At 44.6% G+C, this 12,874-nt stretch carries 10 protein-coding genes; 7 read left to right on the top strand and 3 right to left on the bottom strand.

Features of this window, described 5'->3' with window-relative positions; all coding sequences use genetic code 11:
- Window positions 1-42 precede the first annotated feature (42 nt).
- On the bottom strand, window positions 43-333 hold the full coding sequence (locus tag ACUVXA_RS07955) for a hypothetical protein (protein ID WP_445870715.1): 291 nt from the start codon (window positions 331-333) through the stop codon (window positions 43-45).
- Between the two features lie 378 nt (window positions 334-711).
- On the opposite strand from ACUVXA_RS07955, the gene ACUVXA_RS07960 reads away from it, so the two are divergent.
- Together ACUVXA_RS07960 and ACUVXA_RS07965 are read left to right on the top strand one after the other, a co-directional pair.
- Window positions 712-1,206: a transposase gene (locus ACUVXA_RS07960; RefSeq protein ID WP_445870716.1), complete on the top strand. Its 495-nt coding sequence runs from the start codon at window positions 712-714 to the stop codon at window positions 1,204-1,206.
- Between the two features lie 78 nt (window positions 1,207-1,284).
- The gene (locus ACUVXA_RS07965) at window positions 1,285-1,692 is read left to right on the top strand and encodes a hypothetical protein (protein ID WP_445870717.1); all 408 of its coding nucleotides are present in this window, start codon (window positions 1,285-1,287) and stop codon (window positions 1,690-1,692) included.
- Between the two features lie 722 nt (window positions 1,693-2,414).
- Here ACUVXA_RS07965 and ACUVXA_RS07970 read toward each other — a convergent pair.
- Window positions 2,415-3,491 (bottom strand): WD40 repeat domain-containing protein, encoded by a 1,077-nt coding sequence (locus ACUVXA_RS07970; RefSeq protein WP_445870718.1) that lies wholly within the window; start codon window positions 3,489-3,491, stop codon window positions 2,415-2,417.
- Window positions 3,492-4,025: 534 nt separating this feature from the next.
- Between ACUVXA_RS07970 and cas6 the strand changes: the two genes are divergently transcribed.
- The 5 genes from cas6 to ACUVXA_RS07995 all read left to right on the top strand — a co-directional run bounded on the left by cas6 (window position 4,026) and on the right by ACUVXA_RS07995 (window position 12,189).
- Complete coding sequence (gene cas6, locus ACUVXA_RS07975; protein ID WP_445870719.1) at window positions 4,026-4,874, top strand: CRISPR system precrRNA processing endoribonuclease RAMP protein Cas6; 849 nt, start codon at window positions 4,026-4,028, stop codon at window positions 4,872-4,874.
- A 260-nt stretch (window positions 4,875-5,134) separates the two neighbouring features.
- Window positions 5,135-6,655 carry an OB-fold nucleic acid binding domain-containing protein gene (locus ACUVXA_RS07980; protein ID WP_445870720.1) on the top strand — a complete coding sequence of 507 codons (1,521 nt, stop codon included), beginning with the start codon at window positions 5,135-5,137 and terminating at the stop codon, window positions 6,653-6,655.
- Between the two features lie 572 nt (window positions 6,656-7,227).
- Window positions 7,228-7,362 (top strand): hypothetical protein, encoded by a 135-nt coding sequence (locus ACUVXA_RS07985; protein ID WP_445870721.1) that lies wholly within the window; start codon window positions 7,228-7,230, stop codon window positions 7,360-7,362.
- A gap of 771 nt (window positions 7,363-8,133) precedes the next feature.
- Window positions 8,134-11,253, top strand: a complete 3,120-nt coding sequence (locus ACUVXA_RS07990; protein ID WP_445870722.1) for a DEAD/DEAH box helicase — start codon at window positions 8,134-8,136, stop codon at window positions 11,251-11,253.
- 3 nt (window positions 11,254-11,256) lie between these two features.
- A complete protein-coding gene (locus ACUVXA_RS07995; RefSeq protein ID WP_445870723.1) occupies window positions 11,257-12,189 on the top strand; it encodes an SWIM zinc finger family protein in 933 nt (310 codons plus the stop codon).
- Between the two features lie 107 nt (window positions 12,190-12,296).
- Here the strand turns inward: ACUVXA_RS07995 and ACUVXA_RS08000 are convergent, their stop codons facing one another.
- Window positions 12,297-12,680 (bottom strand): VTT domain-containing protein, encoded by a 384-nt coding sequence (locus ACUVXA_RS08000; protein ID WP_445870724.1) that lies wholly within the window; start codon window positions 12,678-12,680, stop codon window positions 12,297-12,299.
- Window positions 12,681-12,874: the final 194 nt, after the last annotated feature.

Genomic DNA, 12,874 nt, shown 5'->3' on the forward strand with positions numbered 1-12,874 from the left:
TCTCGGGATCCAATAAAATCTTTATGGCGTTGTTCCCCCTCATCAAACCGATGTAAAGTCTTCGACCATTATAGCGGACTTGGGTTCAAAGAGCAACTCGCTCGTCACATCATCAATTCTGCTGGTATTCCCCCGATACTTTCCCGCTCCCTCATAGGTTAAAACATCCAGGTTTGAGAGGTCGTCAAGATAGTCTTTAACTGCACGTTCGGTCAAATCCACTCTATCGGCTAGGGAGGCTACATTCACCACTCCCTGCTCCGTGAATATTTCAAGGCAGGCGTTTAGAACGAGTGTCAACCTTGCACGGTAGGTTAATCCAGTCCGCCCCATCTTAATCACACTTCACCATATATCCGAATCAGAAGTATATTTCAAATCTGTATAATTATATCTACAAAAGCAATATAAACACACCGACAACACAAAACAAACCATCAAAAAACAAAAACCTCAGCGAACAAAAAACTCATAACCACTATAAAGACAGCATAAACTAAAAAATCAAACAAAAAACTAAAAAAATAAAACCTGAACACCACATCACTTCTACCAGAAATTAAGGAGACTCTAAAAAAGCGAAAAAACCGCAAAACACCCCAAACAACAAAAAAACCAAGCAAAACCCACAAAAATTCTCCTAAATAAAAAAATCGGGTAGTTTCCCCTAATTCTGTTGGTTTATATATAAGAACTGACTTATAATAGCCTATGGTTAGAGATCGAGAACAAACCACACGTCAGGTTCAACAACTACTGGAAAAAGACAGAACCTGCCCCAATGAGGCATGCCCCGACTTTGGGAAGACAAAAACGGGGAACATCATCAAGTACGGACACACTGATGGCGGACGACAACGCTACCTCTGCAGAACCTGCGGCAAAACGTTCACCGCAACCAGGGGAACCCCCTTCTACCTCCTTAAAACCAACTGGGCGGACATCATAGAAGCCCTAGCAGCAGTAGCTATGGGAGCACCACCAGAAGCAATAGCCGAAGCCAAAAAAATCAAGGTGGAAACCGTACTACGGTGGATACAGCGCGCCAGCGAACACGCCGAAGCAGTTGAAGAAATCCTACTCCGCAACTTCCGAGTCACCCGCGTAGAACTAGACGAGCTGTGGAGCTACGTGAAAAACAAAGGGGAAAAAAAGGGTATCCGGAAACCGACAAAACCGGGACATTCTGGTGTTGGAGAGCCTTAGCCATGCCTTCCAGGCTCAGGATAGCCCGAGTTATTCGGGAAAAGAGGAGAGAAGGAGGCTGAAGAGCTGCTAGGAAAGGTGAAGAATCGAGAAATCAGAGGTAAAGAGGGAGGAATCCCTCCCTTCTCCAGCGATGGATTACCCCATTACCAGAAGGCTCTACTGGAAGTCTATGGAAAGACGGCTCCTTATGAGGGAAGAGGCTGCCCTCCAACTGCGAAGCTACCGCCAGAGGGTCTGCGTTATGGTCAAGTAGTGAAACAGCGCAGGGGAGGAAAATTGGTGCTGGTGGAGGAAAGGGTAATCTTTGGTGAGGAGGAAGAGGTTAAGAGGAACCTGGGAGGGAATATAAGCACCTCCCACATAGAAAGGGATAACGGTACCGCACGGTGCCACAACTGGCGGCTAACCAGGAAGACCCAGGGGGTACGCAAAGACTGTGGAGGCTTTGGATGCAGCATGTGCCTGGACAGACATAGTATATAATTTCTGTCGCCCGCATAAGGCACTTAGAGTCCGGTCAGAGGAACCGGGGAGGAAATGGGAGAAAAGAACGCCTGCTATGGCTGCTGGACTGACAGACCACATCTTCAGCATAGAGGAGATACTAACACAGATACCTGCGAGTATCAACAGTTAAGGGGGTGACTACCCTCTCACGCTGAATGTTCGAAATTATCTTGCAAAAGCAGTTCTCCGGTCATAGAAATTGAAAGGTGTTAGTATATTCCTCGGTCGAAAGAAGAATATCTTCAACATATAAGTGGCTTGTGCTTAACAAGCTGAAAACCTTTATGATGGGCACCGGTTTTTTAAAACCCATCGAAACTATGTTACTACCTCTTAAAATAACTCTATCAGAAACTTTGCAACAGTCGCCCTATAAAACTCTATATCTTAAAAACTTCACAAATTACGAAGTAAAAACGAACATCGCTTTCAAAATCAAAAATCTCTCCAAGTTTGTTACACATAAAAATGTACTCATTTACACAGTCGCAAAAAGCTAAAAAAATCCTCTTAGACGCATCCAACGTATCTTCCCCTTCTTAAATCGGCATACCTCAAGCGAGTTTTAGCCCACAAGCCCACAAATACGATTTTAAAATAAAAAAATTAGGAAAATAATAGGGGGATTATAGGATTATTGTGTATTACTGTGTGATCGGTTTTTTGGGCTGAGTGAGGCGGGTGGAATTGCTTTAGTGTTAGATTATTTGAAGGAGATGGATTTGATTGCCAGAACCTGCAACTATGTAACTTCCGTCTGAGTTTGTATCTATGCAAACCACATTTTCTCCCACATACAACCATCCAGTATATGTTTCTTGAACCGCATTGTACACTTTTATGTCTCGTCCAATTGCTAGATATAGGAGTTCTCCTCCCGGAGGCATAGCAATTGCGTTAAGCTGAATTGCGGATGTCCAGTTTAGAACCCAGTCTCCACTACTGTTTAGGAGACCAAAATAGTCAAACTCGTAGAAACCGACACCTATATAATCTCCCTGCGGCGTAAGACACGCCCTAATGTTTCCAAAGTATCGAATCTGCTCCTCAAGAATAGTGTTGTTATCCTTGTCGCGGAGGTAAACGTAACCCCGACCATCTCCCGCAGCAATATAGGTTCCATTCCAGGATATCGACACGCTGACCATAGCAATATGATTACTGGTGGTGTAATTCCAAAGTATGTTCCCGGAACTATCAAGTAAATGAATCTTACCTTGTTGACTGGCTACTGCTATGTAATTTCCATTATCTGAGATGGCGGCATAGTTATCGCCCTCACTGTTGTCCCAGGTCCAGATTTCTGTACTATTTCCATATATCAGGTGCGTTTTGTTACATGAGCTGACTGCAATGTAATAACCATTGTTAGAAACTGAAACATTATTTATGGATCCATAAGAATATGTGGGGAAAAGCTTGGTGTAGCTTTTATTCCATAGTAATTCCTCCTTGCTTGTTAGGAATAAGAGTATGTCGTCGTTTTTATTTTTGCAAACTACTGCTATGTAGTTTCCATCTGGAGAGATTGAAATTGCCTTTGTGGGGTGGTCGGCATCGTAGCTCCATAATAGTTGTAGTCCTACGGGTGCTGGAGGTGATAATAAACTTAGCATACTTAATCCTAGTATTAGGTTGGAATTTTGGGTTTGGCGATTTTGGGAAACTATAATGTATCCGGCAATTCCGCTTAGCACAATAATTACGATGACTGCGATAGCCAAAATCTTTTTCCCGCTAGTAGAGGACACATTTTTTGAGTTACTTCCTGACATATAGGTTTCTCCTTACTTTTTCTGAAAGAGAGTATTTTTTCGGTCGGTAGGGTTTGTAGTTGCACAAGCATTAGAGGGAGTTCACAGAAGTTTAAAATCAGATTGCTATCTTACTAGCTTTATGTTATTACTATCTTGCTAGCTTTATGTTTGGTGGTGTAGCCCACAATCGATTTCCAAAACCCTTACCTAAACAAAAAATTCGTAAATTACTTTATAAATTTTATGAAGCGGGAGGGTGGAGAATAGTTCAACTATATTTTAAAAAGGACACTTACAACACTTCTCATGTGATTATATATGGTGCCTTATAATTGAAGGAATCGAATCATTCTCATCGCTGAAAGTTGCACCGCTACCAAACGGGCCACTTTCGCTCTCATGCTCTAGAATAGGGGGACAGAAAAACTGAAAAATAGGCGTGATAAAACTATTTTTGAAACTAAAAAATCCAAAGATAATAGTAAAAAAAGAGAATCAAACAAAGAGAATAGAATAAAAGAAAAGATTCATTTAATTTTATATGTATAAAAATTGTGGAGGGAAAAGGACTTAATTGACCTCTGGATCGAAATGGTTGCGACTGATTCTGGTAGAGTGAAACCCTTCACCGGACACCTGGTGAGGGGCACCTTACTAGCCCTTATTAGAAATGCGGACCCGGAACTGGCTCAAAGGCTGCATGAGCCCCACCAGCAGAGACCCTACAGTGTAACGCCCGCCAAGCCAGTAGCGCAGCCAATGAGTATACGCGAAAACCTGTGGTGGATACGCCCCGGAGACCACGTGAGATTCCACGCGGGCTTCCTACAAGACCACATCGGAGAAAAAACCTTCCAAAAAATCTTGGAAAGCAGACCGGAAATCAAGCTAGGAGAAACCCCCTTCACACCAGTAAGAATAGAGCTTAAAAGAACAACGTATGAGGAGTTGGTGAAAACCGCCCAACCCGAAGAAATAGTAACCATGAGATTCACCTCGCCCACCCAATTCACAATCAGAGCGAGAGATTTCCCCCTGCTCTTCCCGGATCCCCGATACCTGTATGGGAGCCTGGCCCAGCTCTGGAATAAAAATGCTCCGCCTCAAATACGGGTGGACACCGATGAGCTTCACAAATGGGTGGAGGAACATGTCTACATAAGGAAATACCGTCTCCAAACAAGGGAAATCGACGTTGGAAAACTCCGCAGATTAGCTGGATTCACAGGGACCCTCGAATACCTTCTAAACAGCACTGAGGGATACGCATCCTGGATAAATGTGTTAACGAGGTATGCGACAACAGCTAACACTGGGGCTAAAAGAACCAGCGGGATGGGAGCAACCCAAAAAATAGAACATCCGAAAACTCTAAAAGCAAACAACACTCAAACCCCCTAAACCACAAATCGAGTCCAAACCAATGCACAAGCGTTCCCAAAAATAATCGAACTGAAATGAGGTAAACCTGTTACCTCAAACGAAAGCAACTAGGAAATCCTTCGCAAAAAGTGTTCCCGAGAAGCCACAGATAGTCACAGACATTCCCATAACATAAATTGCCACGTTTCCACTATTCAAGGCATATAGTTTTATATGGGTCTAAATTCTATAAACTATCAAAATATTAACTACTAGCAGAAACATAGGTGTTAAATACCTTGGACCCTGAAAGGATTAAAAATATTATCATTGAGCAGACCGGCACTTCCCGGGAGGAAGTGGAGAAACGGGTACAGGAAAAGAAGGATTTGCTAGGTCCCCTAGCAACCGAAGAGGGGGCCGTAGTTCTGGTAGCCGTGGATTTAAACGTGGAAATAAGAGAACCTGAAATTGAAAAGCCCGAAAAGAAAATCCTGATCAAAGACCTTGAGGAAGGCATGACCAGCGTTTCAATGGTAGACGGTATAGTAATGGAAATCCTCAGAGTAAAACGTTTCGAGAGACAATCCGGTTCCACGGGGCAAATGGCCAGCTTGAGAATCGCGGACAACACCGGAGAAACACGTCTAGTCCTCTGGGAAGAGCAAAGCGACCCAGTTGAGAAAGGAAAAATACATAAGGGTGACCTCCTACGTATCATTAGGGGCTTCACTCGAAAAGGACTCTACGGGGACCTGGAACTACACGTAGGCCGACTAGGCAAGGTCGTCATAAACCCTCCAGACCTCAAGCCTGAAAACTTCCCCAAACCCGCCATGGAATCAATCCCGTTCACAGAGCTCGAGGTAGGCATGCCCGATGTAACCATAGAAGGCCTAGTGATTGAAGTTTCGCCGGCAAGAGCATTCGCTCGGCCCGACGGCTCACAGGGACGCATAGCTACCCTGAGACTTACCGATGATGAAGAAGCTATAGTGCGGGTAGTTTTCTGGGATGAACAAGCACCCAAAGCCTCCCGATACTCAGTGGGAGACCGCATACAAATAATTAGCGGGTACACCCGTGAGGGCTCCGCAGGTGAGGTAGAGGTGCATGTGGGAAAAGCCACCCAGATAAAAACCCTAGAGAAAGCCTTCACCAAACCCACACCCAAACCAGTACCCTTGTCAGAGATCCGGCATCGAATGGACTCCTTCGATGTTCAAGGCCGAGTAGCGGATGTCACACCTCTCAGATTGTTCACCCGTCCCTCCGGAGAAACTGGAGTGGTGGCGGACATCTACATGACAGACGGTGAGAACTGGGCTCGAGTCTCGCTCTGGGACAAACACGCCGAAACTATTGGTAGAGTGAAACCCGGAGATCTCATCCGCATTCGTAACGCTTATACTCGGGAGGATCAGTACGGGCTTACCATTAATGTTGGACGCCGGGCGATTATAGAGATAAATCCTCTAGACATCCCCAAAGGCCTGTTTCCACCGCTCAGCACAGAACCTAAAACCATTAAAGAAATAAGACCCCATATGACCGGTGTAGCTCTAGAAGCCACAATCCAAGAACTAGGGGAACTGAGGGAATTTCAGAGGCAGGATGGCTCTACATCCTCTGTAATACACTTCCAGCTCACAGATGAAACTGGAAGCATAGCTGCGGTAGCTTGGGGAGAAAAGGCAGAAACCCTCAGCAAAGCGCAAAGCGGTCAAAAAATTAGCATTAGGGGTGCCTACGTCAAGATAAGTGCCAGAGGTGAAAGTGAACTACACCTAGAAAACAATACACAAATCAAAATAACATAAACCGGTAACTAAAACAATTTACAACTCAAATCTCTCTAATAGAAAAATTCTCTATACCCTTCTCCTACACATAAAAAACCTGTGATTCAAATTGTTCCCACCCCACTTAAATATGTGAACCCTTTGTAATATAACAGGCATAATTAACCTAGTGTTGCTTGTCGTGTGCAGGTTTGAGGTGTGTTGAAAAAAGTTTCAATAGAAGCCCAAAGACCGCGTTTTAAAGGTGAATACGTTCTCGGTTAAAGCACCAAAAAAGTTGAACAAGCCGAAAACCATACAACACACAATAGGTAACACGGAGTTAACAATGTCTTTAACACTGCCAAAAGGGTTTGTGTAATTTGAAAGTGCAACCCGCTTTGAACGAGCAGGATAGATTGGAGAGTCTGAATTTGGAACTGTCAAAAAATTGCTATATTACAAAAGATTTGAGCAAGAAGGCTCCGGTGCTTTATCTGTGGGATTTAACTGCACGGAGTTGAAATACTGAAAAGCGAAAAAACAAAAAATATAAGGCCTGCTCACCTAAAAAAAATGCGGAAGCCATTAACGGGATGGTAGATACAACAATGACTAAGCGTAAAAGGTATCATAAGTTTAGTGATGAGGGTAATGTGGATTCACCGGAATTAGCTACTCTTTTTGAAACTCTGAATCGGAAAGGACTCCTTAAGGACGTTTTTTTCTGGAAAAAAATCGTGTAATAATCGATATCATCAGCGGTGAGACGCTAACTTTTCTCAAAAAATATGAAAAAAGAATCATGTCAGCAGACGAGCTTTGTGATGATTGTATTTATCAATTCCACGGTAATCATTGCCCCATCGCGCAGAAATCAAGATTTGTAACCAAATGCAAATACTATACCCTAACCGAATAACCTAAGATTTATTCCTAGAGGTGTTTCATTCGATAACCTAATAAAAGTCCACCGCTATTTTGCAACGTAAATCCTGAGGAGCCCCATTCTGCCACCTAATTTTTAACACCCATTGGTTTTATACTGTGAATTTTGGTACTAGCAAGTGGCGCCTTCTGACTCTGATGGTGGCTTAGAAAAGTTTTTGAATCAAACTGAGTGTATGATCTGCCTTTTTATGTCTCCTTTTCGTTGAAGGAGCTTTTCTTTACAATCAAAATGATTCAAAAATTTCTCTAAATCTTATCTGCATATGTGCATTTTTTACAAAATTACCCCGATAGCACTACCCAAAAATTTCAGTTCAAATACTGACCACATCAAAAAAATTATAAAACTCAAAAAAACTTATCTAATTGAAATGTTCTTGCAGGAGATATAGATGCGGTTATTTCTGGGCAGAAGGTCTGCACTGAAAGAGAACGCGTAACCACCCCCGGGCTGCTCAAAGGATTCCATGAAACCATTTAAATGACCTTTGAGAGAATGAACCATTCAGCCAAAAAAGAAGCGGTCTACCATTTAAAATAACCTCGCAGAAAAAGGGTGAAAACAATTGATTGTTTTACATGCAATCTGGTATGCTCTCGCCCCAAGCAAACTCCATATCTGGGCAGAGTCATCCAACCCAGTAACATCCTCACCCCGAGACAAAGAAGCGCAAACCAAAAGAAAAAAAACCCCACAACACCCCTTTACACTTGCCAGCAACTCGCTCATGGAAACCATAGGGGAACTGGCAGGAAGCCTGATCGCTGAAAGAACCAGCATCGGAACCTTGACAATTCCCTTACCATCCACATTAAAGGCGCCTCTGCCTTCGCCTGAGCTAATTTTGGGAGAAGAACACATTTATGAAAAGGCAACCAAGCTGACACCGTGGAATATTAACACCATAACCCTCGACCCCAGTCTCACCTTGGACTTCCTCCTCTCACTACTCACCCATCCTCCTCGCGGAGTAGCTTTCGGTAGTTCACTGCGTTTCTGGGCAGAAGTAGCAAAATTCTCACTTGAAATCATCACCAACCAGAGATTCGCACCAACAATACAGGAGATCCAACATAATGGAAACACCGTTTTCAAAGCGGCCTGGGAGGTGAGGCTTGCAGAAGAAGACATTGAACGAATGAACCTGCTGTCAAAAGCCATGCCCCCAATCTGCCGAGCACCCGAAGGAGACAAAACATCATGGGATATCATCTCAGATTTTCTGAACCAAACCGTCGACGCCTTTGTACGGGGAAACCTATCTTCATCAAAATTCCTTCCCCCTCGCAAGCGTCGCTCAGAAGAGGTCTCGTTACCAGAACAATGGCTGCAAGCGCTCTCATCTGAAGACCCAAAGCTTACCGCGCCTACAGAAAAACTGAAAGCCTTCTCCAGGGATATACAATCGTGGCTCGGTCAGAGTCAACTCGTAGATCCGAATGCCCCGTTTTGCACATGTTTCAAGCTTGAACCGCCTAGTGAAGACGGTGAAAGGGATTCCGAGTGGCGAATCAGTTTCCATCTCCAAGCTAGGGACGATCAAAGTCTCCTAGTTCCTGCGGAGAAAGTTTGGAGAGAACGCTCAAAAGTCCTCACATTCCTCAAACGTAAATTTGAAAATCCTCAGGAACGCCTCCTCACAGACCTCGGCAAGGCCTCACGCTTATTCCCAACGATTGAAGAAAGCCTAAAAACAGCTCACCCAATGGAACTGAAACTGAGCAGTAATCAGGCTTACGCCTTTCTACGCCAGTACGCCCCTCTTTTAAAGCAGAGTGGATTTGGAGTACTCCTACCATCCTGGTGGCAGAAGCCAGCAGCACGCCTCGGAGTTAAACTAACGTTGAAAAAAGGGTCAGATCCCAAAATAGGCTCAGGGATCCTAGGCATGAACTCCATTTTATCCTACGATTGGAAGATCTCCCTCGGAGACGAAACACTCTCACTCAAAGAATTCGAGGAATTAGTAAACCTGAAAATCCCCCTAGTTAGAGTTCGCGGACAATGGGTTGAACTACGCCCCGAGGAGATTGAAAAAGCCATCGCATACTTCAAGAAAAAGCGCGGTAGTGGCGAAATGACACTGGGGGAAGCCCTACGCATCGGACTGGGACAAGAAGAGTCTGAAGTAGGCCTTCCAGTGATTAATATAGAGGGCGACGGTTGGGTTAAAGACTTTCTAGACAAACTCTCTAACCACACCGAACTCTCCACGATTGAAACCCCTCCAACATTCAGGGGAGAACTCCGCCCCTACCAGCTCAGGGGAGTTTCATGGCTTGCCTTCCTCAAACAGTTCGGACTCGGAGCGTGTCTAGCAGACGACATGGGTCTTGGCAAAACAATACAACTCATAGCCCTCATGCTACACGAAAACAACGGCGAACAGAGTAATCCCAAACGCAGCCCTACACTAATTATATGTCCAATGTCTATCGTGGGCAATTGGCACAGAGAACTCCAACGCTTCGGGCCGTCCCTCAAGGTTATGGTTCACCACGGCGTAGATAGACTCTCTGGCCGAGACTTTGAGGAAGAAGCTAGAAGACATGATGCCGTCATCACCACTTATTCTCTAACACATCGCGATGAGGAAACCCTCTCCAGAATCGAGTGGGAGTGCATCGTTCTAGATGAGGCTCAGAACATCAAAAACCAAGCGGCTAAACAGACGCAGGCAATAAAAAGGCTCGCCGCCAAGCACAAAATTGCCCTTACCGGCACGCCCGTGGAGAACAGACTATCCGAACTCTGGTCTATTATGGACTTTCTCAATAAGGGATACCTAGGAACAGTAAAGGATTTCCACACCAAGTTCGCCATACCCATAGAGAAATACCGTAACCCGCACCGTGCAGAAGCGCTCAAACGGTTAGTCCAACCTTTTATCCTACGCCGATTAAAAACCGACAAAACGATTATCAAAGACCTCCCAGAAAAGATGGAGATGAAAGTATTCTGCAACCTCACCCGGGAACAGGCTACACTTTACGAAGCGGTGGTTGAGGAGATGATGGAGAAAATCGAAACCTCAGAGGGAATCCAACGTAAGGGACTAGTGCTGTCTACACTAATGAAGCTCAAACAAGTATGCAACCACCCTGCACAGTTCCTCCACGACGGTAGCAAACTACCACGCCGCTCAGGAAAACTTGCACGCCTAGAAGAGATGCTTGAAGAAGCCCTAGCCGAAGGAGACAAGTCACTAATTTTCACCCAATTCGCAGAAATGGGTACAATGCTCCGCAACCATCTCCAAGAAACACTAGAATGCGAAGCACTTTTTCTACACGGCGGTACGCCTAAAAAGCAGCGTGAGGTCATGATTCAGCGGTTCCAAGACGAAAAACATGGATCGCCACTTTTCATCCTCTCAATTAAGGCTGGTGGACTGGGGCTCAACCTAACTGCTGCCAACCGTGTCTTCCACTTCGATAGATGGTGGAACCCCGCAGTGGAGAACCAAGCCACCGACAGAGCCTTCCGCATAGGGCAAAAGAGAAATGTACAGGTACACAAGTTCGTTTGTGTAGGAACCTTGGAAGAACGCATAGACCAGATGATTGAGCAGAAAAGGGAACTCGCCAACCTTATCGTTGGCGCCGGTGAAAGCTGGCTTACAGAGCTGTCAACAGAACAGCTTAAAGAGTTGTTCGCCCTTAACCGCGAGACGGTGGGGGAGTAAATCATGGGACGAAGAAGAAGATATTCCCCATATTATGACGGTTATAATTACGGGTATTATCGTTCATCGCCGATACCGGTGGAGGATGGTATACGGGCTAAGAGCCAGCGAGGAGATATTGGTGAAACTTGGTGGTCTAAGCGCTGGGTTGGAGTTCTAGAATCCTTTGGAATAGGGACGAGGCTTGAGCGTGGTCGTAGCTACGCCCGCAGAGGACAAGTAATCTCCATCGACGTTAAGCCCGGCGTTGTCAAAGCCAAGGTTCAAGGCTCACGACCCAAACCCTACGATGTGACAATTCAACTGCAACCACTTTCAGGCCAAGACTGGGATAAGGTGATTGATGCCATGGCTTCACAAGCCATATTCGCAGCCAAGCTGCTTTCCGGCGAGATGCCTAAAAACATTGAAGAAGCATTTCACGAAGTTAAAATATCGCTTTTCCCAACCTCACATGGTGAGCTTAAAACCAACTGCTCATGCCCCGACACGGCTAATCCCTGTAAGCACATCGCCGCCGTCTATTACTTGTTAGCGGAAAGTTTCGACGAGGACCCGTTTCTAATATTCAAACTACGGGGACGGACAAAAGAGGAGATCATTGAGGTGCTCCGGAAAAAACGGGTAGAAACACTACCACAAGAAAGCGCCTCTGAGGTAAAATCTGCTTTAGCAGAAAGAGACGCGGGTCCCCCACTTGAAGAATTTATCCACACGTTCTGGCAGCTTGGAGAACCGTTGGACACTTTTGCTGTGAGTCTTGCCACAAATAATATTATTGTTGACAAAGCCGTTCTCAAAAGACTCGGAGAATCCCCCTTCACAATAGAAGGGCACAATATTACTTTCCTCCTATCAAAAGCCTACGACATAGTACACGCAGCAGCCCTGCAAAAGGCTTCAACCGAATCTGGAGAAATGGAACAAAATAAGTGAGCCTATTCGGATTAGTTACCATAACTAAAGTAGTAAGCTTAGAAGAGTGTTGCCATCTCTCTTATTAAAGAGTATAAAAAGTATAGAAAGATTGGTATGAAATTCGCTTACTCTGCCTGCTCTCCATTTATTTTAACTTGCTGTTTGAGGTATTTTCTTTTAATAAGGAACTCGTAAACCGCTACTATGAGTACGACTATTAAAGCCATTATGATGAAGAACCAAGTATATGGATTACCGAAAGTTGCGTAGTTTAGATACATTAAGAGCTGGGCTCCAAGATAGCATAACAAGAAGGCTCGGGGGAGTCCACCAAGAACAGTGGGAACAATATATGATTTAAACTTTATATTAGTCAGACCTGCACCATAAGTAATAGCGCTCGTAATCATAAATGGAATCAACCTCAATACGAGAATTGCCCAAAATCCATACTTCGTGAACCACCTGTCCGCTATGAGAACCGCATCCCCTAAGTTATAAATAATCAACCTGTCAAAAAATCTTTTTAGTCTACCTCTACTGGGATTATATCCCTCTTTACAGGAATCTTTGGCGGGAAAGCCCCAGACTTTAGTCTTGGGGATGAACCGTCAAAAAGTTTATAGGCTGATGTGTTGACAGATATACTGGTATCAACAGATGGAATACAAGCATTCCCGAAACCAGGTCTACCTCATCAACT

The organism is Candidatus Jordarchaeum sp. (genome assembly GCF_052745115.1).